General features: G+C 74.1%; 18 protein-coding genes. 16 read left to right on the top strand and 2 right to left on the bottom strand.

The genetic code is table 11. The annotated features are described in order from the left end of the window. The first annotated feature begins 17 nt into the window (after positions 1-17). From gmk to MQV74_RS08650, 5 genes are all read left to right on the top strand, one after another. Positions 18-575, top strand: a complete 558-nt coding sequence (gmk, locus tag MQV74_RS08670) for a guanylate kinase (protein ID WP_242715501.1) — start codon at positions 18-20, stop codon at positions 573-575. A gap of 38 nt (positions 576-613) precedes the next feature. Further along, the gene (rpoZ, locus tag MQV74_RS08665) at positions 614-886 is read left to right on the top strand and encodes a DNA-directed RNA polymerase subunit omega (protein ID WP_005319902.1); all 273 of its coding nucleotides are present in this window, start codon (positions 614-616) and stop codon (positions 884-886) included. A 109-nt stretch (positions 887-995) separates the two neighbouring features. Beyond that, positions 996-2,204, top strand: coding sequence for a bifunctional phosphopantothenoylcysteine decarboxylase/phosphopantothenate--cysteine ligase CoaBC (gene coaBC / locus MQV74_RS08660; protein WP_242715499.1), 1,209 nt, complete (start codon positions 996-998; stop codon positions 2,202-2,204). 309 nt (positions 2,205-2,513) lie between these two features. Continuing rightward, positions 2,514-3,722, top strand: a complete 1,209-nt coding sequence (gene metK / locus MQV74_RS08655) for a methionine adenosyltransferase (protein WP_242715497.1) — start codon at positions 2,514-2,516, stop codon at positions 3,720-3,722. 112 nt (positions 3,723-3,834) lie between these two features. Then, on the top strand, positions 3,835-5,985 hold the full coding sequence (locus tag MQV74_RS08650) for a primosomal protein N' (RefSeq protein ID WP_242715495.1): 2,151 nt from the start codon (positions 3,835-3,837) through the stop codon (positions 5,983-5,985). A gap of 238 nt (positions 5,986-6,223) precedes the next feature. On the opposite strand, the gene MQV74_RS08645 is transcribed toward MQV74_RS08650, so the two are convergent. Continuing rightward, on the bottom strand, positions 6,224-6,769 hold the full coding sequence (locus MQV74_RS08645) for a hypothetical protein (RefSeq protein ID WP_242715493.1): 546 nt from the start codon (positions 6,767-6,769) through the stop codon (positions 6,224-6,226). A gap of 575 nt (positions 6,770-7,344) precedes the next feature. On the opposite strand from MQV74_RS08645, the gene fmt reads away from it, so the two are divergent. Further along, complete coding sequence (gene fmt, locus MQV74_RS08640; protein WP_242715491.1) at positions 7,345-8,289, top strand: methionyl-tRNA formyltransferase; 945 nt, start codon at positions 7,345-7,347, stop codon at positions 8,287-8,289. Positions 8,290-8,362: 73 nt separating this feature from the next. Continuing rightward, positions 8,363-9,829, top strand: a complete 1,467-nt coding sequence (locus MQV74_RS08635) for an RsmB/NOP family class I SAM-dependent RNA methyltransferase (RefSeq protein WP_242715489.1) — start codon at positions 8,363-8,365, stop codon at positions 9,827-9,829. 52 nt (positions 9,830-9,881) lie between these two features. On the opposite strand, the gene MQV74_RS08630 is transcribed toward MQV74_RS08635, so the two are convergent. Continuing rightward, entirely contained in the window at positions 9,882-12,062 is a 2,181-nt protein-coding gene (locus MQV74_RS08630) for an MMPL family transporter (protein ID WP_242715487.1), read from the bottom strand. 145 nt (positions 12,063-12,207) lie between these two features. On the opposite strand from MQV74_RS08630, the gene rpe reads away from it, so the two are divergent. From rpe to MQV74_RS08585, 9 genes are all read left to right on the top strand, one after another. Continuing rightward, on the top strand, positions 12,208-12,894 hold the full coding sequence (gene rpe, locus MQV74_RS08625; protein WP_242715485.1) for a ribulose-phosphate 3-epimerase: 687 nt from the start codon (positions 12,208-12,210) through the stop codon (positions 12,892-12,894). 172 nt (positions 12,895-13,066) lie between these two features. Beyond that, positions 13,067-14,065: a sugar-binding transcriptional regulator gene (locus tag MQV74_RS08620; protein ID WP_242715483.1), complete on the top strand. Its 999-nt coding sequence runs from the start codon at positions 13,067-13,069 to the stop codon at positions 14,063-14,065. A 92-nt stretch (positions 14,066-14,157) separates the two neighbouring features. Then, on the top strand, positions 14,158-14,574 hold the full coding sequence (locus MQV74_RS08615) for a ribonuclease domain-containing protein (protein WP_242715481.1): 417 nt from the start codon (positions 14,158-14,160) through the stop codon (positions 14,572-14,574). A gap of 13 nt (positions 14,575-14,587) precedes the next feature. Continuing rightward, positions 14,588-14,998, top strand: a complete 411-nt coding sequence (locus MQV74_RS08610) for a barstar family protein (protein ID WP_242715479.1) — start codon at positions 14,588-14,590, stop codon at positions 14,996-14,998. A gap of 105 nt (positions 14,999-15,103) precedes the next feature. Then, positions 15,104-18,175 (top strand): helix-turn-helix transcriptional regulator, encoded by a 3,072-nt coding sequence (locus tag MQV74_RS08605; RefSeq protein WP_242715477.1) that lies wholly within the window; start codon positions 15,104-15,106, stop codon positions 18,173-18,175. Positions 18,176-18,358: 183 nt separating this feature from the next. After that, complete coding sequence (locus tag MQV74_RS08600) at positions 18,359-19,585, top strand: MFS transporter (protein ID WP_242715475.1); 1,227 nt, start codon at positions 18,359-18,361, stop codon at positions 19,583-19,585. 184 nt (positions 19,586-19,769) lie between these two features. Next, positions 19,770-21,212 carry a GuaB1 family IMP dehydrogenase-related protein gene (locus MQV74_RS08595; RefSeq protein WP_171075669.1) on the top strand — a complete coding sequence of 481 codons (1,443 nt, stop codon included), beginning with the start codon at positions 19,770-19,772 and terminating at the stop codon, positions 21,210-21,212. 422 nt (positions 21,213-21,634) lie between these two features. Continuing rightward, the gene (locus tag MQV74_RS08590) at positions 21,635-23,128 is read left to right on the top strand and encodes an amino acid permease (RefSeq protein ID WP_242715473.1); all 1,494 of its coding nucleotides are present in this window, start codon (positions 21,635-21,637) and stop codon (positions 23,126-23,128) included. Positions 23,129-23,153: 25 nt separating this feature from the next. Next, on the top strand, positions 23,154-23,609 hold the full coding sequence (locus MQV74_RS08585) for an Lrp/AsnC family transcriptional regulator (RefSeq protein WP_030674789.1): 456 nt from the start codon (positions 23,154-23,156) through the stop codon (positions 23,607-23,609). The last annotated feature ends 104 nt before the right edge of the window (positions 23,610-23,713 follow it).

Genomic DNA, 23,713 nt, shown 5'->3' with positions numbered 1-23,713 from the left:
ACCTGGATAATCGCTGCATGAGTGAACGTCCGCGGCTGACCGTGCTCTCCGGCCCCTCCGGGGTCGGCAAGAGCACGGTCGTCGCCCATATGCGCAAGGAACACCCCGAGGTCTGGCTCTCGGTCTCGGCGACGACCCGCAAGCCGCGCCCCGGCGAGCGCCATGGTGTGCACTATTTCTTCGTCTCCGACGAGGAAATGGACAAGCTGATCGCCAATGGTGAGCTCCTGGAGTGGGCGGAGTTCGCGGGCAACCGCTACGGCACGCCCCGCCGGGCCGTCATGGACCGCCTGGAGGCGGGCGAGCCCGTCCTCCTGGAGATCGACCTCCAGGGCGCCCGGCAGGTGCGGGAGTCGATGGGCGACGCCCAGCTGGTCTTCCTCGCCCCGCCGAGCTGGGACGAGCTGGTCCGCCGCCTCACCGGCCGCGGCACCGAGGCGGCCGAGGTCATCGAGCGCAGGCTCCGGGCCGCGCGCGTGGAGCTGGCCGCGGAGCCCGAGTTCGACACCACCCTGGTCAACACCTCGGTCGAGGACGTGGCGCGCGAGCTGCTAGCCTTGATGAAAGTTGTTTGATCTTCACCCCTTTCTTCACCCCCTTCGGAAGGCAGAGAGTGTCCTCTTCCATCACCGCGCCCGAGGGCATCATCAACCCGCCGATTGATGAGCTGCTCGAGGCCACCGACTCGAAGTACAGCCTCGTGATCTACGCCGCCAAGCGCGCCCGTCAGATCAACGCGTACTACTCGCAGCTCGGTGAGGGCCTCCTCGAGTACGTCGGCCCGCTCGTGGACACCCACGTGCACGAGAAGCCGCTGTCGATCGCGCTCCGCGAGATCAACGCCGGCCTGCTGACGTCCGAGGCCATCGAGGGCCCGGCGCAGTAAGCAGTCATACGTTCACCACAGGCCCGGCAGAGCACCTGCCGGGCCTGTGGTGTGTCATGGAGTCGTACGCGCGCGGCAGCGGCCGCGCGACCGAGTGCGGGGAGGCACGGTGGACAAGCCGAAGGTCGTTCTGGGGGTCAGCGGTGGAATCGCCGCCTACAAGGCGTGCGAGCTGCTGCGCAGGCTCACCGAGTCCGGCCACGACGTACGGGTCGTGCCCACCGCGTCCGCGCTGCACTTCGTCGGCGCCGCGACCTGGTCGGCGCTGTCCGGCCACCCCGTCTCCACGGAGGTCTGGTCCGACGTCCACGAGGTGCCGCACGTGCGCATCGGGCAGCACGCCGACCTGGTGATCGTGGCGCCCGCCACGGCCGACATGCTCGCCAAGGCCGCCCACGGCCTCGCCGACGACCTCCTGACGAACACGCTCCTCACGGCCCGCTGCCCGGTCGTCTTCGCGCCGGCCATGCACACCGAGATGTGGGAGCACCCGGCCACCCAGGAGAACGTCGCCACGCTGCGCCGCCGCGGCGCCCTCGTCGTGGAACCGGCCGTCGGCCGCCTCACCGGCGTCGACACCGGCAAGGGGCGCTTCCCCGAGCCCGCCGAGCTCTTCGACGTCGTCCGCCGCGTCCTCGCGCGCGGCACGGCCGCCCAGGACCTCGCGGGCCGGCACGTCGTCGTCAGCGCGGGCGGCACCCGCGAGCCCCTCGACCCCGTGCGCTTCCTCGGCAACCGCTCCTCCGGCAAGCAGGGCTACGCCCTCGCCCGCAGCGCCGCCGCGCGCGGGGCCCGCGTCACCCTCGTCGCGGCGAACACCGCGCTGCCGGACCCGGCGGGCGTCGACCTCGTGTCCGTGGGCACCGCCGTGCAGCTGCGCGAAGCCGTCCTGAAGGCGGCGGCCGACGCCGACGCCGTGGTCATGGCCGCCGCCGTCGCCGACTTCCGCCCGGCCGCCTACGCCGCCGGAAAGATCAAGAAGCAGGACGGCGAGGACCCGGCGCCGCTCACCCTCGTCCGCAATCCGGACATCCTCGCCGAGCTCTCGGGCGACCGCCCGCGCCCCGGGCAGGTCGTCGTGGGCTTCGCGGCCGAGACGGACAACGTGCTGGCCAACGGGCGGGCCAAGCTCGCCCGCAAGGGCTGCGACCTGCTCGTAGTGAACGAAGTCGGTGAGCGCAAGACGTTCGGCTCTGAGCGGAACGAGGCCGTGGTCCTTGGTGCCGACGGCAGCGAGACGCCGGTGCCCTACGGGCCCAAGGACGATCTCGCCGACACGGTGTGGGACCTGGTCGTTCCGCGCCTTGACCGGTCGTAACGCCACTGAACCCATCGGTCCGGATCGTGACCGGGCCGATGGCCGGATTCGGCCTCCCACGCACCATTCGCCCCTCTGGGCTCTTTAAACCCACCCCAAACCCGCCAAATGCGGGCCTTGAGCCCTCTGGTGGAGACCGATCGTCGTATCGCACAATGCAGTGCCGCAGGTCACAGGGCTCTCTTCTGACGAGAGAGGTGGCCATGCGGCCGCGTGTGACCGATAAACTGGTCTCGGACGTCGTCGAGCGCAGCTCTCGGCCCGTCCATCAATGATCAGCCAGCAGCCGCTGCAACCACAGGGAGCGATGTGTCCCGCCGTCTCTTCACCTCGGAGTCCGTGACCGAGGGTCACCCCGACAAGATCGCTGACCAGATCAGCGACACCATTCTCGACGCGCTTCTGCGTGAGGACCCGACGTCCCGGGTCGCCGTCGAAACGCTCATCACCACCGGCCTCGTGCACGTCGCCGGTGAGGTCACGACCAAGGCGTACGCGCCGATCGCGCAGCTGGTGCGCGAGAAGATCCTCGAGATCGGATACGACTCCTCGAAGAAGGGCTTCGACGGCGCCTCCTGCGGCGTCTCGGTGTCCATCGGCGCGCAGTCCCCGGACATCGCGCAGGGTGTCGACACGGCGTACGAGAGCCGCGTCGAGGGCGACGAGGACGAGCTCGACCGCCAGGGCGCCGGCGACCAGGGCCTGATGTTCGGCTACGCCTGCGACGAGACCCCGGAGCTGATGCCGCTCCCGATCCACCTCGCGCACCGCCTCTCGCGCCGCCTCTCCGAGGTCCGCAAGAACGGCACCATCCCCTACCTGCGTCCCGACGGAAAGACCCAGGTCACCATCGAGTACGACGGCGACAAGGCCGTCCGCCTCGACACGGTCGTCGTCTCCTCGCAGCACGCGTCGGACATCGACCTGGAGTCGCTCCTCGCCCCCGACATCCGCGAGTTCGTCGTCGAGCCGGAGCTCAAGGCCCTGGTGGACGACGGCATCAAGCTGGAGACCGAGGGCTACCGCCTCCTGGTCAACCCCACCGGCCGCTTCGAGATCGGCGGCCCGATGGGTGACGCGGGCCTGACCGGCCGCAAGATCATCATCGACACCTACGGCGGCATGTCCCGCCACGGCGGCGGCGCCTTCTCCGGCAAGGACCCGTCCAAGGTGGACCGCTCGGCGGCGTACGCGATGCGCTGGGTCGCCAAGAACGTGGTGGCCGCGGGCCTCGCCTCGCGCTGCGAGGTCCAGGTCGCCTACGCCATCGGCAAGGCCGAGCCGGTCGGTCTGTTCGTCGAGACCTTCGGCACCAACACGATCGACACGGACAAGATCGAGCAGGCCATCAGCGAGGTCTTCGACCTCCGCCCGGCCGCGATCATCCGCGACCTCGACCTGCTCCGCCCGATCTACTCCCAGACCGCCGCGTACGGCCACTTCGGCCGCTCGCTGCCGGAGTTCACCTGGGAGCAGACGGACCGCGTGGACGCGCTGCGGAAGGCCGCCGGTCTCTGATCGAGCCCAGCACGCACGGCCCCGGACCCCTGTGGTCCGGGGCCGTTGCCGTATGCCCGCGCGGGTTCGCCGGGCCGTGGCGCTGTCAGTGACGTCTGGTAGGAATTTGGCTGTGAGCGGCGAGAACGGGTCAGGTGGCGGGGCGGTGGGTGAGGGGCCGGAGCAGCTTGCGCTCATTCGGGAGAGTGTGCGGAAGGCGAAGGCGCCGAAGGCCAAGCCGCGGACGTGGCGGGGGGCCGCGCTCGCCGAGGAGCTTCCGGTGGCGCGGGTCGTCGTGGACAAGGGCGTGCTGCACCTCGACCGGTACTTCGACTACGCGGTGCCCGCGGACCTGGACGAGCAGGCGCAGCCCGGGGTGCGCGTGCGCGTCCGCTTCGGCGCCGGCTCGCGGAACGTGCGCGAGGGGCGCCGCGAGGGCGGCGGCCTGATCGACGGCTTCCTGGTCGAGCGCGTCGCCGAGTCGGACTACAGCGGGCCGCTGGCGGCCATCGCCCAGGTCGTGTCGCCCGAGCCCGTCCTTGACGAGGAGCTGCTCGGGCTCGCCCGGGCCGTGGCAGACCGCTATGCGGGAAGCCTCGCCGACGTGTTGCAGCTGGCGATTCCGCCCCGGCACGGCCGGGCCGAGGGGCGGCCGTCGCCGCCCGCCCCGCAGCCGCCGCCCGCGCCGGAGCCCGGGTCGTGGCGGCGGTATGCGCGGGGGCCCGAGTTCGTCGCCGCGCTCGCCGCGGGCGGGGCGCCCCGGGCCGTGTGGACCGCGCTTCCGGGGCCGCTGTGGGCCGAGGAGATCGCCCGGGCCGTGCAGGCGACGCTCGCCTCGGGGCGCGGCGCGCTCGTCGTCGTGCCCGCCGGGCGGCCCGCGGCCCGGGTGGACGCCGCGCTGCGGGCGCTGCTCGGCGAGGGGCAGCACGCGCTGCTGACCGCCGACGCGGGGCCTGAGCGGCGGTATCGGGAGTGGCTTGCCGTGCGGCGCGGCTCCGTGCGGGCCGTGGTCGGGACGCGCGCCGCCATGTTCGCCCCCGTGCGCGATCTCGGCCTCGTCGTGGTCTGGGACGACGGGGACGCCAGCCACGGGGATGACAACGCGCCCTTCCCGCACGTGCGGGAGGTCCTGGAGCTGCGGGCGTCGCGGGACAGGTGCGCCTTCCTGCTCGGGAGCTGGGGCTGCACGGTCGAGGCCGCGCAGCTCGTCGAGAGCGGCTGGGCGGTGCCCGTGGTGGCCGACCGGGAGCAGGTGCGGGGCGCGGCGCCGCTGGTGCGCACCGTGGGGGACGGCGACCTCGCGCGCGACGAGGCCGCCCGGGCCGCCCGGCTGCCGAGCCTGGCCTGGCAGATCGCCCGCGACGGGCTCAAGCACGGCCCCGTCCTGGTGCAGGTGCCCCGGCGGGGGTACGTACCGCGGCTCGCGTGCGAGCGGTGCCGGGAGCCCGCGCGGTGCCGGCACTGCGCGGGCCCGCTGGAGGCGCGTGGCGCCGGGGCCCTGGTCTGCGGCTGGTGCGGTCGCGACGAGGCCTCCTGGCACTGCCCCGAGTGCGGCGGCTTCCGGCTGCGGGCGCAGGTCGTGGGCGCGCGGCGGACCGCCGAGGAGCTGGGGCGCGCCTTCCCCGCGGTGCCGGTGCGGACCTCCGGGCGCGAGCAGGTGCTCGACACGGTGGGCGGGGCGCCCGCCCTGGTCGTGAGCACGCCGGGCGCGGAGCCCGTGGCCGAGGGGGGCTATGCCGCGGCGCTGCTCCTGGACGGCTGGGCCATGCTCGGGCGGCCGGACCTGCGCGCGGGCGAGGACGCGCTGCGGCGGTGGATCGGCGCCGCCGCGCTGGTGCGCGACCAGGGCGCGGGCGGCACGGTGGTGATCGTCGCCGAGCCGACGCTGCGGCCGGTGCAGGCGCTGGTGCGGTGGGATCCGGTCGGGCACGCCGTCCGGGAGCTGGCCGAGCGGGCGGAGCTGGGGTTTCCGCCGGTGTCGCGGATGGCGTCGGTGACGGCCGCCCCCGAGGCGCTCACCGAGTTCCTGGCCCAGGCGGAGCTGCCCCCGGACGCGGAGGTCCTCGGGCCCGTGCCGGTGCCCGCCGCCGAGCCCGGCCGCCCGCGCCGCCCCGGCGACGCGCCGATGGGCGAGCGGTGGGAGCGCGCCCTGGTGCGGGTGCCGCCGGGCAGCGGCGCGGCGCTGGCCCGCGCCCTCAAGACGGCACAGGCTGCGCGGATGGCGCGGGGGGTGGCGGCACAGCAGGCGGTCCGGGTGCGGATCGATCCGGCGGACATCGGGTGACCCCGGCGGACATTGGATGGCCGTGCCGGACAGGTGACCCCGGCGGGCATCGGGTGGCCCTGCCGGACAGGTGACCCCGGCGGGCGTCGGGTGACCGCTGGGCTCCGGGAGGCCTCCGGCCGGGCTCGGGAGGATGCCTTCGGCGCGCCTTCCAGGCCGTCCGCGTGCCCCGCGCCCGTCCTGCTCACAGGACACAGCGATGCCCCCGCCCGGCGTCCGGGCGGGGGCATCGTGGACGTCAGCCGTTGCGCGGGCCGGGGAAGGCGCCAGGGCGGACGTCGTCACGGAGGCCGGGGCTGCCCGCCGTGGGCTGGGTGGGCATGGCACGGGCCGCGGGGACGGAGGGGAGCGGGGTGCCCACGGGGACCGTGCGGGTGGTGGTGGAGGGCTCGGTGGCGCGGTCCGGCTCGGCGACGGCCGGGGTGGTCTGTGCCGTGGTCCTGCGGGCGCCGTAGCGGCGGTGGACCGCCTGCTTGGTGACGCCGAGCGCGGAGCCCACCGCGTCCCACGAGAAGCCCAGCGAGCGGTCGAAGTCGACCGCGGCGGTCACCAGGGTCTCGACGCTGTCCCGCAGTTCCTGGGCGAGGCGGACGGTCGGAGCGGGTGCGCGTCCGTACACGACGAAGCCCGCGGAGGGGCTGGAGCGGCGCGGGCGGTAGACGTTGCCGAGCTGCGCGGTGAGGGTGCGCAGTGCGTCCACCTGCCGGCGGACCCGCTCGATGTCCCGTACCAGGAGGTGCAGGCTGGCCCGTGCCTGGGCGTCGTGGGTTGCGTGGTCGGCCATGAACAAGCCTCTCGAACCGGCGTTGAGGGATCGGGTGTTGTGGAGTGGTCGGGCTGGGAGGTCGGAAACGGGGTGGGGACGGGGCGGGGCGGAAGCGACGGGGGTCCCGGCCGCGGTGCGGGGGCCGGGACGCGTCGGGGGCGGCGGTGAAGGAAATGACGGGGAACGACGGGCAATGCGGAGAGGGCCGCGTGTGCGGCCCGTTCCGGTCAACTTTTTCTTGACCAACGCGCTACGTCGTGAGGGGTCACGGTCCCAGGGCGTATCCGCATATGCGCAGGGCGCGCGGGGGTGCGTACGCCCCCACGGTGCTTCCACGGTTGCGTGGGGCGTCCCGTCGAGACGCCCCGAGGTGCTTCCACGATCGCTCCGGGCGTCCCGTCGAGGCGCCCGGAGGTGCCCCGAGCCGTGCCGAACCGATACTTCGGGCAAAGCAGTCAAATCGCCTGAAAGCTGGGTAAGGGGGCTTGTGTCCCGTCCCCCGTGGGGAGAACCGCGGCGGCCCATAGACTGGTGCGCTGCCGTCGCCGCACGGCGCGCCGCCGCCGACCCCCAGAAATCCGAGGTAGCACCCAGTGAAGCTGGTCTTCGCAGGCACCCCCGAGGTCGCCGTCCCCGCCCTGGACGCCCTGATCGCCTCCGGCCGGCACGAGGTGGCCGCCGTCGTCACCCGCCCCGACGCCCCGGCGGGCCGGGGCCGCAGGCTGGTCGCGAGCCCGGTCGCCGAGCGCGCGGCGGAGGCGGGGATCGAGGTGCTCAAGCCCGCGAAGCCGCGTGACGAGGAGTTCCTCGCCCGGCTCCGGGAGATCGCGCCGGACTGCTGCCCGGTGGTCGCCTACGGCGCCCTGCTGCCCAAGGCGGCCCTGGACATCCCCGCCCGCGGCTGGGTCAACCTGCACTTCTCGCTGCTGCCCGCCTGGCGCGGCGCGGCCCCCGTGCAGCACTCCCTCATGGCCGGTGACGAGATCACCGGTGCCTCGACCTTCCTGATCGAGGAGGGCCTGGACTCCGGTCCCGTGTACGGCACGGTCACCGAGGAGATCCGGCCGACCGACACCAGCGGCGACCTCCTTACCCGCCTCGCGTTCGCGGGTTCGGGGCTGCTGGCCGCGACCATGGACGGCATCGAGGACGGCAGCCTGACCGCCGTCCCGCAGCCCGCCGACGGCGTCACCCTCGCGCCGAAGATCACGGTCGAGGACGCGCGCGTCGACTGGGCGGCCCCCGCACTGCGCGTGGACCGCGTGGTGCGCGGCTGCACCCCCGCGCCGGGCGCCTGGACCGTCTTCCGCGGCGAGCGCCTCAAGCTGATCCAGGCCGTGCCGGCGGTGGACCGCACCGACCTCGCGCCCGGCGAGCTCTCCGTCGGCAAGAAGAACCTGTACGTCGGCACGGGCTCGTACGCCGTGGAGCTGCTGTGGGTGCAGGCGCAGGGCAAGAAGCCGATGGCCGCCGCCGACTGGGCGCGCGGGGTGCGGATCGCCCCGGGTGAGACCTTGGGCGCGGGCGACGTACGCTGAACTGGTCCGTCCCTCGGCCCGCAGCGGGCCCCCGGCCTTGGCGGACGTCTGATCCTCATGCAGCGGAGCACCTTTGAACGACCAGCCGAGCCGCCGTCCCCGCACCCAGGGCAAGCCCGGGAAGTCCGGGAAGCCCGGCAGGCCCCACAAGCCCTACCGGCGCCCGCAGAAGGACCCGGTGCGCTTCCTCGCCTTCGAGGCACTGCGGGCCGTGGACGAGCGCGACGCGTACGCGAACCTGGTCCTTCCGCCGCTGCTGCGCAAGGCCCGTGAGAAGGGCGACTTCGACGCGCGGGACGCGGCGCTCGCCACGGAGCTCGTCTACGGCACGCTGCGCCGGCAGGGCACGTACGACGCGATCGTCGCGGCCTGCGTCGACCGGCCGCTGCGCGAGGTCGACCCGCCCGTCCTCGACGTGCTGAACCTGGGCGTGCACCAGTTGCTCGGCACCCGCATCCCCACGCACGCCGCGGTGTCCGCGTCCGTGGAGCTGGCGCGCGTGGTCCTCGGCGACGGGCGGGCCAAGTTCGTCAACGCGGTGCTGCGCAAGGTCGCGGGCGACGACCTCGACGGGTGGCTGGAGAAGGTCGCCCCGCCGTACGACGACGACCCCGAGGACCATCTGGCCGTGGTGCATTCGCATCCGCGATGGGTCGTCTCCGCGCTGTGGGACTCGCTCGGTGGCGGCCGGGCGGGCATCGAGGACCTGCTCGAAGCCGACAACGAACGGCCCGAGGTGACCCTCGTGGCCCGCCCCGGCCGGTCCACCGCGACCGAGCTGCTGGACGCGCTCGACAGCGAGGCCGCGCTGCCGGGCCGCTGGTCGCCGTACGCCGTGCGGCTCGCCGAGGGCGGTGAGCCCGGGCGGATCGAGGCGGTGCGCGAGGGGCGCGCAGGGGTGCAGGACGAGGGCAGTCAGCTCGTCGCCCGCGCCCTCGCGGACGTGCCCGTCGAGGGGCCCGACACGAAGTGGCTCGACGGGTGCGCGGGGCCCGGGGGCAAGGCCGCGCTGCTCGCGGGGCTCGCCGCCGAGCGCGGGGCGGTCCTGCTCGCCTCCGAGAAGCAGCCGCACCGGGCCGGGCTCGTGGGCCAGGCCCTCGCGGGCAACCCCGGCCCCTACCAGGTCATCGCCGCCGACGGCACGCGTCCGCCGTGGCGGCCCGGCACCTTCGACCGGATCCTCATGGACGTGCCCTGCACGGGGCTCGGCGCGCTGCGGCGGCGGCCCGAGGCGCGGTGGCGGCGCCGCCCCGAGGACCTGGAGGGGTTCGCTCCGCTCCAGCGGTCGCTGCTGCGGAGGGCGCTGGAGTCCGTGCGCGTGGGCGGTGTCGTGGGGTACGCCACGTGTTCGCCGCACCTCGCGGAGACCCGGGCCGTCGTGGACGACGTGCTCAAGCAGACGGGCGGCGCCGAGCTGGTCGACGCGCGCCCGCTGTTCCCGGGGGTGCCCGCGCTCGGCGAGGGGCCCGACGTGCAGCTGTGGCCCCATGTGCACGGTACGGACGCGATGTACTTGGCGGTCATCCGGCGGACGGGGTGACCGGGGGCTGCGCCCCTTGAGCCCCCTGGTTCCTCGCGCCGCGCGCTCGTGCTCACCCGCCGGACGGGCTTGAGTCTCCCGTCGGGCTCGCCTGTTCCGGCTGTCCCTTCGCCAGCGCGTGCGGCCACCAGATCTTCGGGCCCACGTCCAGGAACACGCTGGTGACCAGGATCGAGCGGACGATGAAGGTGTCCAGGAGGACGCCCAGGGCCACGGAGAAGCCCACTTCGACGAAGGCGACCATCGGGATCGTGCCGAGGACGGCGAAGGTGCCCGCGAGGACCAGGCCCGCCGAGGTGATGACCGCCCCGGTGGCGGCCAGGCCGGTCACGACGCCGGAGCGGGTGCCGCGGGCGGCCGCGTCCTCGCGGATGCGGGTGGTCAGGAAGATGTTGTAGTCGATGCCCAGGGCCACGAGGAAGACGAAGACGAACAGCGGGAAGTCCGTCGACTCGCCGGGGAAGTCGAAGACGTGGCGGAAGACCAGCGCGCTGATGCCGAGGGCCGCCGAGAAGGACAGCACCACGGTGGCGATGAGCAGCAGCGGCGCCACGATCGCCCGCAGCAGCAGGCAGAGGATCAGCAGGACCACCACGAGCACGAGCGGGATGACCAGTTTGTCGTCGTGGATCGTGGCCTTGTCCATGTCGAGCAGCGTGGCCGTGCCGCCGCCGATCTTCGCATCCGCGTCGGGTACGTCGTGGACGGCGTTCCGGACCCGTTCGACGGTGTCCTTGGCCGCCTCGCTGTCGGAGGGGTCCGTGAGGACCGCCTCGTAGAGGACCTTGCCGTCGTGCTCGGGTTTGGTGCCCGGCGGTACGGCCACCGTCGCCGGGTCCACGCCCCGGGTCCCCTTGACGACGCGGCTGACGTCCTCGGCCCTGGCCCGGTCGGCGACCACGACGAGGGGGTCGCCGCTGCCCGCGGGGAAGTACTCCGCCGAGACCTCCTGGCCGGTGACGGAGTTCGGCTTGTCGAGGAAGGCGTCCTCGTTGCTGACGCCCGCCGCGCGCAGCTGGAGCAGGCCCAGGGAGAGCGCCGCGAGCGCCACGGAGGCGGCGACCCACGTCAGCCGGGGGCGGCGCGCGATGCGGCGGCCCATGCGGGCCCACACGCCGTGCTCGGCCGGGTCGGCGGAGCCGTGGCGCGGGATCTTCGGCCAGAACAGCCAGCGGCCGCAGATCACCAGCAGGGCGGGGAACAGCGACAGCATCACCAGCAGCGCGACCCCCACGCCGATCGCGGCGACGGGGCCGAGGCCGCGCGTGGAGTTCATCTCGGCCGCGAGCAGCACCAGCATGCTCAGGACGACGGTCGCGCTGGAGGCGATGACGGCGGGCCCGGCCCGGTGCAGGGCGAGGGCCATCGCCTCGTGCCGGTCCTCGTGGCGGCGCAGCTCCTCGCGGTAGCGGGCGACCAGGAGCAGGGCGTAGTCCGTCCCCGCGCCGAAGACGAGCACGGTGAGGATGCCCGCGCTCTGGCCGTTCACGGTCAGGCCCGCGTGCTCGGCGAGGAGGTAGATCAGCGCCTGGGCGGTGAAGAGGGAGACGAACGCGGAGAAGAGGGGCACGAGGAGGAGGACGGGGCTGCGGTAGGTGATCAGCAGCGCCACCACGACGACGCCGCCCGCGGCGAGCAGCAGCGTGGAGTCGATGTCGGCGAACGCCTTCGAGAAGTCCGCGCCGATCCCGGCGGGCCCCGTGACGTAGACGTCCAGGCCGTCGGCGCTGTCGCCCACCGCGTCGCGCACGTCGTCGACGGCGTCCGGCAGGTCGTTGTAGGTGTCGTTGCGCACCGTGAGCGGCACGTACACCTGGGCCGCGTGGGCGCCGCCGCCCTTCTTGTCGAAGACCGGGCCGCGGGTCTCGTCGCCGCGGATCCAGTGCGAGCGCAGCTGTTTGACCCCGCCGACGCCCTTGTCGATCCGCGCGCGGTCCGCGGCCGTCAGGGGGCCGTCCTCGCGCGCGAACACGACGACCATCGGCATCGTCTCGGGCCTGAACTCCTCCGACACGTCCAGGACTTGGGTGGACTCGGCGGACCGCGGCACCCAGGACGAGGTGGTGTTGTCCTGCTCGTCGGTGAGCTTCTGGGCGAACGGCGCCGCGAGGACCAGGGCGGCCAGCCAGAGCACGAGCACCAGCCACTTGGCGCGCCGTCCGCAGACCAGCCACGCCGCCCCCCGGCGGGCCTGCCGCCGCTGGTCGGGCCGTGCCTTCGGCGTTCCTGGCATAGGTGCCCCCTGCTGCCCCACGCACTGCCGGTGGACGGCCAGCATGGCACGCGGCGTGCGGGCGCGGGAGGGAGTACGGGGACGCCCCGCACACCTTGGCGGGACCGGAGCGGGCAACCACCGCCGGGCATGGCAGGCTTGGGGCATGGCCCCGCAGATCAGCCCCAGCATCCTGTCCGCCGACTTCGCCCGCCTCGCCGAGGAGGCGAAGGCCGTCGAGGGCGCGGACTGGCTCCATGTCGACGTCATGGACAACCACTTCGTGCCGAACCTCACCCTCGGGGTGCCGGTCGTAGAGTCCCTGGCGCGGGCGACGGACACGCCGCTGGACTGCCATCTGATGATGGAGGACCCGGATCGCTGGGCCCCGCAGTACGTCGAAGCGGGTGCCGGGTCCGTCACCTTCCACGCCGAGGCCGCCGCGGCGCCCGTCCGGCTCGCCCGCGAGATCCGCGCCAAGGGCGCCCGCGCCTCCATGGCGCTGAAGCCCGCGACGCCCATCGAGCCGTACGAGGACCTGCTCCCCGAGCTCGACATGCTGCTGATCATGACGGTCGAGCCCGGCTTCGGGGGCCAGGCCTTCCTCGACATCATGCTCCCCAAGATCCGCCGTACCCGTGAGCTCATCGGCAAGCACGGCCTCGACCTGTGGCTCCAGGTCGACGGCGGGGTCTCGGCCGCCACCATCGAGCGGTGCGCCGAGGCGGGCGCCGACGTCTTCGTCGCCGGGTCCGCCGTGTACGGCGCCGAGGACCCGGCCGAGGCGGTCCGCTCCCTGCGCGCCCGGGCCGGTGCCGCTACGGCCGGTGCCGGGTGGGCGTGCGGCCACTGAGCCCCCGCGCGGCCAACGGCTTGGCCACAGGAACGTGAACGCGGCCCATCGAGGCTGATCAAGTACGCCGGATCTGCGAGGATGAACAGCGAATCCAGGTGTACGAATGTCGTGAACAGCAGTGAGCAGTGAGGAGAGCGCCGTGTCGGCCATGTCGGCGGGTCGGTCAGCCATGCGGATGGGACCCGCGGAGCTGGTGCAGGCGGCGGCCATGGCCCGCCGCTTCTATCTCGAGGGCAAGTCCAAGATCCAGATCGCCGAGGAGTTCGGCGTCAGCCGCTTCAAGGTGGCCCGGGTCCTGGAGACCGCTCTCGAACGGGACCTTGTAAGGATCGAGATCCGCGTGCCCGCGGAGCTGGACGCCGAGCGCTCGGACGCGCTCCGCGCCCGCTACGGCCTGCGGCACGCCGTCGTCGTCGAATCGCCGTCCTCCACGGACGACGTCGACGAGTCGCCCGACCCGGAGAACCTCGGCGAGGTCGCGGCCGGGCTCCTCGGCGAGCTCGTGGCCGAGGGCGACGTGCTCGGCCTCGCGTGGGGCCGTTCGACCATCAACATGGCGGCGGCGCTGGAGGCGCTGCCGCCCTGCACCGTCGTACAGCTCACGGGCGTGTACGACGCGGGCACCGCGGAGCGCGGCTCCGTCGAGGCCGTGCGCCGCGCCGCGCAGGTCTCCGGCGGCGACGCCCACCCCATCTACGCGCCCATGCTCCTTCCGGACGCGGCGACGGCCGCCGCGCTGCGGCACCAGACGGGCATCGCCCGCGCCTTCGAGTACTTCGACAAGGTGACCGTCGCCGCGGTGTCCATCGGCTCCTGGGAGCCGGGCATCTCCACGGTGCACGACATGCTCACGGACGAGGAGCGGGCGCACTACGCCTCGCTCGGCGTCGCCGCCGAGATGTCCGCGCACCTCTTCGACGCCGAGGGCCGCAGGGTCGGGCGCGACCTCGGCGAGCGCTGCATCACCGTCGAGGCGGACCGGCTGCGCCGCATCCCGGAGGTCGTCGCGATCGCCGGGGGCCAGCGCAAGGCCGCGGCCATCGACGCGGTGCTCCGCTCCGGGCTCGTGACCAGCCTGGTCACGGACACGGCGGCGGCCGACCACCTCCTGGAGAAGGGTCCGGCCCCCCGGCCCGCGCTCGACCGCGCGGACCCGGACGGGAACTGACCCGCTCGCAGGCACGACCAGGGGCCCGGTGGTGTCCGGCGTCCGGACGCCGGCGCGTGCCGGTGCGCGGAGGCTGTGGCAGCATCGGGCCCATGATCATTCGGTCGGCGGGGCGCGTCCTGGGCGTGCTGCTCGTCTGTCTCGCGGTCCTCGTCACGGGCTGCGGCACGGAGCGGGACAGCGGCACGGCACGGGACGGCGGCGCGGCCTCGACACCCGCCTGGGCGCGCGGCATGGCGACCGTCACGGCCGCCCGGCTGCCCGCCGAGGCCCGCACGACCCTGCGCCTCATCGACGAGGGCGGGCCCTTCCCCTACGCGAAGGACGGCACGGTCTTCGGCAACTTCGAGGGCCGGCTGCCCCGTGAGCCACGCGGCTACTACCACGAGTACACCGTCCGCACGCCGGGGGAGCGCGGCCGGGGTGCCCGGCGCCTCGTCACCGGCCGTGAGCACGAGACGTACTACACGGACGACCACTACGCGTCGTTCAAGGCGGTGCTGAGATGACGGAGGCACAAGCGTGACGACGGGTGACTGGGCGGGCGGGGACCCCGCCGCTGCGGACGGCGCGTCGCCGGGGGCGCTCGCGGGGGTGCTCGGGGCCGTGCGCGGCACCGGGTGGATCACCGTCGCCCTGGAGCTGAGCGGCGTCCGGGACAAGGACGCCTTCATGGAGCGGTGCGCCACGGCGTTCGCGCTGCCGGAGTGGTTCGGGCGCAACTGGGACGCGCTGGCCGACTGCCTGACGGACCTGTCGTGGCAGCCGCCCGCCGCGGGGCGCCTCGTGGCCGTCACCGGCTGGCAGGAGTACGCGCGCCGGGCGCCGGGCGACTGGGAGATCGCGCAGGACGTCTTCGCCGCGGCGGTCGAGCACTGGCGGGGCGAGGACACGGCGCTGGAGGTCGTGCTGGCCCTGGGGCCGCCGGAGTGACGGCACCGGGGCGTACGCCGCGCTGACGGCGTACCGGCACGGGAACACCACCGGGCGGACGGCGGGCACACCGGCGGACGCCCGGACACACGGGGGGAACGGGGCATGGAGCTGTACGGGCGGGACCAGGAGCGGGCCGTCGTCGACGGGCTGCTGGACGGGGCGAGGAAGCAGCGGGGCGGGGTGCTCGTCGTGCGCGGCGAGGCCGGGATCGGCAAGACGGCGCTCCTCGACCACGCCGCCGAGCACGCCACGGACCTGCGGGTGCTGCGCGGGCTCGGCATCGAGTCGGAGTCGGAGCTGGCCTTCGCGGGACTGCATCTGCTACTCGGGGCCCACGCCGACCGGCTCGACGCGCTGCCCGCGCCGCAGGCACGGGCGCTGCGCGCGGCGTTCGGCCTGGACGTCGACGCCCCCGGCGGCGGCACCGCCGACCGCTTCCTCGTGGGGCTCGCGGTCCTGTCCCTGCTCGGGGAGATCGCCGAGGAGCGGCCCCTCGCCGTGCTCGTCGACGACGCGCAGTGGCTGGACCAGGCGTCCGTCGAAGCCCTGCTCTTTGCCGCGCGGCGGCTCGGCTCCGACCCGGTGGCGCTGGTCTTCGCGGTCCGCGACGGGCATCCGTTCCCCGCGTCGGGCCTCGCCGAACTGCGGCTCGCCGGGCTCGACGAGGAGACCGGCGCCCGCCTGCTCCACCAGCACGCCGACGGGCTTCCCGCGCACGTGCGCGGCCTGGTCCTCCAGGAGGCGCGCGGCAACCCGCTGGCCCTGCTCGAACTGCCCGCGGCGCTGAGCGCCGCGCAGCGCTCCGGCGATCTGCACGCCGACTTCTTCCACCTGGGCTCCCGGCCGGTGTCCGAACGCGTCGAGCGCACCTTCCTCGACCGGGCGCGCGCCCTGCCGCCCCGGGCCCAGGACCTGCTCGTCCTCGCCGCCGCCGAGCCCACCGGCGACCTGGCCGCCGTCCTGGCCGCGGGGCGGGCCCTGGACGCCTCGCTCGACGACCTGGCCGCCGCCGAGGCGAGCCGGCTGATCTCCGTGGCCGACGGGCGGCTGCGCTTCACGCATCCGCTGAGCAGGTCCGCGGTGTACCGCGCCGCGCCCCTGTCCCTGCGCACGGCCGTGCACCGCGCCCTCGCCGAGGCCACCACCGCCGACCGCCGCGCCTGGCACCGGGCGGCGGCCGCGACCGGGCCCGACGAGAGCGTCGCCGCCGATCTGGAGCGCACCGCTCAGGCCGCACGCCGCCGGGGCGGGCACCAGGCCGAGGCCGCCGCGTACGAGCGTGCCGCCGCGCTCTCGCCGACCGACGAGCAGCGCGCCCGGCGGCTCGTGGCCGCGGCCGAGGCCGTGGAGAACGCGGGCGAGCAGCAGCGTGCCGCGGGGCTCGCGGACCGGGCCGCCGCGCATCCGCTCGACCCGCTGACCCGGGCCCGGCTCGCCCGCATCCGCGCCACGGCCGCGAACGCGCGCGGCGACCAGCGCGCCGCGCACGCGCTCCTCGTCGAGGCGGCGGCCGAGGTCGGGCCGCACGACGCGCGGGCGGCCGCGTACATGTTCCTGGACGCGATGTCCGCCGCCTGGGCGCTCAACGACCCGGGCATGATCGCGCGGACGTCGGCCGGGCTCGCGGCGCTGCGGCCGACCGCGGCGGGGCGCGCGGGGGACGTGGCGGGCGGCGCCGCGCCGGACGGTGCCGCGGGGGGCGGGGTGGATGGCGCCGCGTCGGACGTGGCGGATGGTGCCGTGTGGGGCGGTGCGCCCGGGGACGCCAGGCGCGGTGCGCACGCTGCCGCGCGGGGCGGCGCGCCCGGAGACGCCAGGCGCGGCGCGCCCGGAGAGGCGCGGGGCGATGCGTACGGTGCCGCGCGCCTGGCCACCGCCGTCGACGGCCTGGCCGCCGTGGCCCTCGGGGACCCCGCCCGCGGGCTGCCCGCGGCGCGCCTCCTCGTCGAGGCGCCCGCGGCGCCCGAGGCGCCCGGCGAGGCGGCGAGCGCGTCCGGTCCGGCGGGCGCCCCCGGCCTGTGGGAGCGGGCCAGCACGCACTGGTGGCACCAGCTCATCGGCGACCTGGGCGCCGCGTACGAGCGGGCCCGCGCGCTGGAGCGTGACTGCCGGGCCGGGGACGCGATCGGCCTCATGCCCGCCGCGCTGTTCCACCTCGCGCGGGCCCAGCTGCTCATGGGCCGCCTCCGGGACGCCACGGCGTCCGCCGCCGAGGGCGCCCGGATCGCGGAGGACACCGCGCAGGGCCTGTTCGCGGGGAATCTGCGCGGCGTCCTCGCGCACATCGCCGCGGCCGAGGGCGACGAGGACCGCTGCCGGGCGCTCACCAGGGAGCTCTCCGCGCAGGGCCTGCCCATCGCGGGCGCCTGGTCGGGCGGCGCGCTCGCCCTGCTCGACCTCGGCCACGGCCGCCACGACGAGGCCCTGCACCGTCTGGAGGACCTGTGGGCCGGGCCGCACGGGCACTCCGGCTTCGCCCTGTACGCCCTGCCCGACCTGGTGGAGAGCGCGGTGCGCGTGGGCAGGCCCGAGCGCGCCGAGGCGGCGGCCGCCGCGTTCGGGAAGTGGGCGGACGCCACCGGGCAGCCCTGGGCGCGGGCCGTCGCGCTGCGCTGCCGCGCGCTGCTCGCCACGGTGGGGGCCGCCGCCGGAGCCGTGGAGGGCGCGGAGGCCACCGGGGCTGCCGGGGTCACCGGGGCTGCCGGGGACGGCGGGGCCGCCGCGCGGACCGACCCCGCCGACGCCCTCTTCGCCGAGGCCGTCCGGGTCCATCTGCACGACCAGCGCCCCTTCGAGCGGGCCCGCACCGAGCTCCTGTACGGGGAGTGGCTGCGGCGCAGGCTGCGCAGGTCCGACGCCCGGCCCCGGCTGCGCGCCGCCCTGGAGCTGTTCGACGCGGTCGGCGCCCCGCTGTGGGCGGAGCGCGCCCGCGCCGAGCTGCGGGCCACCGGCGAGACCACGCCGGTCCGCGACCGCGAGCCGGGCCTGCTCGACCGGCTGACGCCGCAGGAGCTCCAGATCGTGCGGCTCGCGGCGACCGGCCTGAGCAACCGGGACATCGCGGCCCAGCTGTTCCTCAGCCCGCGCACCGTCGGCTACCACCTCTACAAGGCGTATCCGAAGCTGGGCGTCGCCTCGCGCGGCGAGCTGGCCCGCATGGATCTGGGGGAGTAGGGCCGTCGCACGGCCGGGGCGGGGCGGGCGCCGCGGGTGACGGGACCGGGCGCAGGACCGACGGCGGACGCACACCAGTCATGTGACTGATTCGCGCCCCGGCGCCGCTTCCTAGCGTGTTCCTCGCGGCCTTCACCCGCCGCGCACAGCCCCAAGCGAACCGCTCGGAACGGGAGTTCAGCCATGTCCGGCCCCAGCAAGTCAGCCACCTCCGCCACACCCGCCGCTCCCGTCGCCCCCACCACGCCCGCGCCGCCGCCGGACCGGGTCTCCGTCAAGACCTGGCTGGCCGTCGTGGCCATGGCGCTCGGCACCTTCGCCATGATCACCGTCGAGGCCCTCCCGGTCGGCCTGATGACCTCGATCAGCGGCGGGCTCGACGTCTCCGAGGGCGCGGTCGGCCTCCTGGTGACCGTGCCGGGGCTCGTGGCCGCGGTGACCGCGCCCGTCCTGCCCGTCCTCATCGGCCGCCTCGACCGGCGGCTCGTCCTGCTCGCCCTGCTCACGCTGATGGTCGCGGCCAACGCCCTCTCGGCCGCCGCGTCCGGCTTCGCCCTGCTGCTCGTCGCGCGGTTCGTCGCGGGTGTCAGCATCGGCGGGTTCTGGGCCCTCGCGGCAGGCATCGCCGTGCGGCTCGTGCCCGAGCGGCACATCCCGCGGGCCACCGCGCTCGTCTTCGGCGGCGCGACCGCGGCCAACGTGATCGGCGTGCCCGCGGCGACGTTCGTCGGTGAGCTCTCCGACTGGCGGGTCGCGTTCCTCGCCGTCGCCGGGCTCGGTCTGCTCGTGGTCGCGGGCCTGGTGTTCCTGCTCCCGAGCCTGCCCGCCACCGAGCCGGTGCGCCTGTCCGAGCTGCCCCGGCAGTTCCGCAACCGCACGGTCCGCGCGGGCGTCATCGCCACCGGCCTGCTCGTGGGCGGCCACTACGCGGCCTTCACCTTCATCAGCCCGATCCTCCAGGAGACCTCCGGCGTCAGCGAGAGCCTGATCGGTCCGCTGCTCCTCGTCTACGGCCTCGCGGGCATCGGCGGCACGGTCCTGGCGGGCATCACCGCGACCCGTGACGTGCGCGCCACCATCATCGCCATGAGCGTGCTGCTCGCCGCCGTGCTCGCGCTGTTCCCGCTGGTCGGCCGGAGCCCGGCGACCGGGATCGTGCTCCTGGTCCTGTGGGGCCTCGCCTTCGGCGGCATCCCGGTGGCCGTGCAGACCTGGGTGCTCAAGGCCGCGCCCGGCTCGACCGAGGCGGCGACCGCCCTGAACACCTCGATGTTCAACCTGGCCATCGCCTCGGGCGCGGCGCTCGGAGGCGTGGTGGTGAGCGCGGTGTCGCTCACCGCGGTGCTCGGATTCGGCGCGGCCTTGAGCGCACTCACCTCGCTGGCCGTGTGGCGCACCCGGAAGATCTAGACGCAGCGCAGGCCCGCGGCAGCGGACGGTGGCGCCCTTGGAGGATCTGACCAGGGGGTTCCCGCGCCGCCTGGGTGATCGTCCCAGGCGGCGCAATCGGTTGGGCATGGGACAATGAAGTACGTGCTTTTCCCCCGGCTGTCCGGTTCGGGGGCCACCTCTGATCGACTGGGATGAGCAGCACGTGCGTTTCCTCAATGACATCCAGCCTGCGTACGACCTGACGTACGACGACGTCTTCATGGTCCCGAGGCGCTCCGCCGTCGGTTCCCGCCAGGGTGTCGACCTCGCCTCGCCCGACGGCACCGGCACCACGATCCCGCTGGTCGTCGCCAACATGACGGCGATCGCGGGCCGCCGCATGGCCGAGACCGTCGCCCGTCGCGGCGGGCTCGTCGTCATCCCGCAGGACATCCCGATCGAGGTCGTCACCGAGGTCATCTCCTGGGTGAAGACGCGCCACCACGTCCTGGACACCCCGATCGTCCTCTCGCCGGCGCAGACCGTCGCGGACGCGCTGGCGCTGCTGCCCAAGCGCGCGCACAACGCGGGCGTCGTCGTGGACGCCGACCACCGTCCGGTCGGCGTGGTCACGGACGCGGACCTGAGCGGCGTCGACCGCTTCACGCAGCTCGCCGAGGTCATGTCCAAGGACCTGGTGCTGCTCGACGCGGACATCGACCCGCGCGACGCGTTCAACAAGCTGGACGGCGCCAACCGCCGCTACGCGCCCGCCGTCGACAAGGACGGCCGCCTCGCGGGCATCCTCACCCGCACCGGCGCCCTGCGCGCGACCCTCTACAAGCCCGCCCTGGACGCGGACGGCAAGCTGCGCATCGCCGCCGCCGTCGGCATCAACGGCGACGTGGCGGGCAAGGCCAAGCAGCTTCTCGACGCCGGTGTCGACACGCTCGTCGTGGACACCGCGCACGGCCACCAGGAGTCGATGATCGCCGCGGTCAAGGCCGTGCGCGCGCTCGACCCGCGGGTGCCGATCGTGGCGGGCAACATCGTCGCCGCCGAGGGCGTCCGCGACCTGATCGAGGCCGGCGCCGACATCATCAAGGTCGGCGTGGGCCCCGGCGCCATGTGCACCACGCGCATGATGACCGGCGTCGGCCGCCCGCAGTTCTCCGCCGTCCTGGAGTGCGCCGCCGAGGCCAAGAAGTTCGGCAAGCACGTCTGGGCCGACGGCGGTGTCCGCCACCCGCGCGACGTCGCCATGGCGCTCGCCGCGGGCGCGTCGAACGTCATGATCGGCTCCTGGTTCGCGGGTACGTACGAGTCCCCGGGCGACCTCCAGCAGGACGCGAACGGCCGTCTCTACAAGGAGTCGTTCGGCATGGCCTCGGCCCGCGCGGTGCGCAACCGCACGTCCGAGGAGTCCGCGTACGACCGCGCCCGCAAGGCGCTGTTCGAGGAGGGCATCTCGCACTCCCGCATGTTCCTCGACCCGGCGCGTCCGGGCGTCGAGGACCTGATCGACTCGATCATCGCGGGCGTCCGCTCGTCCTGCACCTACGCGGGCGCGGGCTCCCTGGAGGAGTTCGCCGACCGGGCCACCGTCGGCATCCAGAGCGCCGCCGGATACGCCGAGGGCAAGCCGCTGCACGCCAGCTGGAGCTGATCCACCGGCCCCTCGGGCCAACTCATCGACGGCCCCCGCGAGTTCGCTCGCGGGGGCCGTCGGCGTTTCACCAGCACTTCGGGAAGATCACAAACGGAATACGGATCGGTCGACGGGCGGGGTACGGGGGCCGATCCGGCGGCGGCCGGAGCGGAAACAAACGGAATCCCGATCGACGGACAAATCGGGCGTCACGCAACGGACGAAAGGGACGGCGCAATAAAGGTCCATACAATCGACGCTCACGCAACGATCTTGTGTGGGTGCGCAACGTTGCTGCATTTCGGCTGGGAAGCGGAACCGCTTAGAGTCTGGCGCTGTACGTGGCGTGGCGGGGACTGCCTGCTCGGTGGTTCCCGTGGTGATGCCCGGGCTGCCGTGGGTCCCGGCCATTTCGACCGGCAGCGATTAAGGAGCCACCCGTGCTCGACCAGGGCGCCCCCCCGAAGACCCGCCCACGCCCCCAGGGCGACAGCGGTTTCGGCAGCCGAATAACGCGGCGCAAGCCGGTGGACCGCCTGGTCGCCGAGGGCGGCCAGGGCGAGGGCGGCACGCTCCGCCGGACCCTCGGCATGTGGCAGCTGACCATGATCAGCATCGGCGCCACGCTCGGCACCGGCATCTTCGTGGTGCTCGGCGAGAGCGTGCCCAAGGCGGGCCCGGCCGTGACGGTCTCCTTCGTCATCGCCGGACTCACCGCCCTGTTCTCGGCCCTGTCCTACGCCGAGCTCGCGGGCACCATCCCGGTCGCCGGATCCTCGTACTCGTACGCCTACGCGACGATGGGCGAGCTCGTCGCCTGGGTCTGCGGCTGGTGCCTGGTCCTGGAGTACGGCGTGTCCGTCGCGGCCGTCGCCGTCGGCTGGGGCCAGTACCTGAACGAGCTGCTCGACGGCACCATCGGCGTCACCATCCCGGACGCGCTCTCCGCGGCGCCCGGCGAGGTCGACGGCGCGATCATCAACCTGCCCGGCCTGATCGTCGTGCTGCTCGCCATGGTGTTCCTGCTCGGCGGCGCCAAGGAGTCCGCCCGCGCGAACACGATCATGGTCATCGTGAAGATCGCGGCCCTCGTGCTGTTCTGCGCGGTCGGCTTCACGGGCTTCAAGTCCGGCAACTACGCCGACTTCATGCCGCTCGGCGTCGCCGGGGTCAGCGCGGCCGGAGCGAGCCTGTTCTTCTCCTACATCGGCTTCGACGCCGCCTCCACCGCCGGTGAGGAGGCCAAGAACCCGCAGCGCGACCTGCCCCGCGCGATCATGCTGTCGCTGATCATCGTGACCGCCCTGTACGTCCTGGTCGCCGCCGTCGCCGTCGGCGCCTGGAACTGGAAGGACTTCGAGGGCTCCGAGGCGTCGCTCACTGCGATCATGAACGACGTGACCGGCCAGACCGTCTGGGGCACCGTGCTCGCCGCCGGTGCCGTCATCTCGATCGCCAGCGTCGTCCTGACCGTCCTCTACGGCCAGACCCGCGTGCTGTTCGCGATGTCCCGCGACGGCCTCGTGCCGAAGACGTTCGCCAAGGTCAGCGGCAAGACCGGCACGCCCCGCGTGAACACCGTCATCGTGTCCCTGTTCTGCGGCGTCCTCGCCTCGGTGATCCCGCTCGGCAAGCTCGTCGACGCCACCAGCATCGGCACGCTCTTCGCCTTCGGCCTGGTCAACATCGCCGTGGTCATCCTGCGCCGCACCCGCCCCGACATGCCCCGCACCTTCCGGGTGCCGCTCGGCTGGCTCTTCCCGGTGCTCGGCTTCGGCTTCTGCGCGTACAACATGTACAACCTCGACGCGGCGACCTGGAAGGTCTTCGGTGTCTGGATGGTCGTCGGGCTCGTGTTCTACTTCCTGTACGGGATGCGCCGCTCCCGTCTGGAGACCGAGCCGCCCGCCGCGGAGGCCTCCGCAGTGAAGTGACACGCAGAGAAGTGAACGACCCCCAGTGCGACTGAACGATCTCGACGAACGCATCGTGCACGCCCTCGCCGAGGACGCCCGCCGCTCCTACGCCGACATCGGCCAGCTCGTCGGCCTGTCCGCGCCCGCCGTGAAGCGGCGCGTGGACCGGCTGCGGGCCACCGGAGCGATCACCGGGTTCACCGTCCGCGTCGACCCGGCCGCGCTCGGCTGGGAGACCGAGGGGTTCATCGAGATCTACTGTCGCCGCAACACCTCGCCGGAGGCGATCCAGCGCGGTCTGGAGCGCTATCCGGAGGTCGCGTCCGCCTCCACCGTCACGGGGGAGGCGGACGCGCTCGTGCAGGTCTTCGCCGCGGACATGCGCCACTTCGAGCGCGTGCTCGAGCGGATCGCGGGGGAGCCGTTCGTGGAGCGCACCAAGTCGGTGCTGGTGCTTTCGCCGCTGATGCGGCGCTTCTCCTCCGGGTCGCCTGCTTAGTCTTTCGGCTGCGGGCGCGTCGTGGCTGGTCGCGCCCACGCGGCGGAGCCGCATATCGAAACAGCCCCGCGCCCCTTCGGGACGCTGCCTCTGAGGGGCGCGGG

The sequence above is a fragment of the Streptomyces sp. AN091965 genome (assembly GCF_022698285.1).
In the GTDB taxonomy this organism is placed as follows: Bacteria; Actinomycetota; Actinomycetes; order Streptomycetales; family Streptomycetaceae; genus Streptomyces.
Note: the sequence above shows the minus strand (reverse complement) of the source record. Positions and strands in the feature narration are given on the sequence as shown.

Excerpts from the sequence above, each read along its gene's own strand:
- MQV74_RS08615 (WP_242715481.1), top strand. The coding sequence starts at position 14,158 with ATGATCATTCGGTCGGCGGGGCGCGTCCTGGGCGTGCTGCTCGTCTGT.
- MQV74_RS08630 (WP_242715487.1), bottom strand. The coding sequence starts at position 12,062 with ATGCCAGGAACGCCGAAGGCACGGCCCGACCAGCGGCGGCAGGCCCGC.
- gmk (WP_242715501.1), top strand. The coding sequence starts at position 18 with ATGAGTGAACGTCCGCGGCTGACCGTGCTCTCCGGCCCCTCCGGGGTC.
- rpe (WP_242715485.1), top strand. The coding sequence starts at position 12,208 with ATGGCCCCGCAGATCAGCCCCAGCATCCTGTCCGCCGACTTCGCCCGC.
- MQV74_RS08645 (WP_242715493.1), bottom strand. The coding sequence starts at position 6,769 with ATGGCCGACCACGCAACCCACGACGCCCAGGCACGGGCCAGCCTGCAC.
- MQV74_RS08605 (WP_242715477.1), top strand. The coding sequence starts at position 15,104 with ATGGAGCTGTACGGGCGGGACCAGGAGCGGGCCGTCGTCGACGGGCTG.
- MQV74_RS08600 (WP_242715475.1), top strand. The coding sequence starts at position 18,359 with ATGTCCGGCCCCAGCAAGTCAGCCACCTCCGCCACACCCGCCGCTCCC.
- MQV74_RS08620 (WP_242715483.1), top strand. The coding sequence starts at position 13,067 with ATGCGGATGGGACCCGCGGAGCTGGTGCAGGCGGCGGCCATGGCCCGC.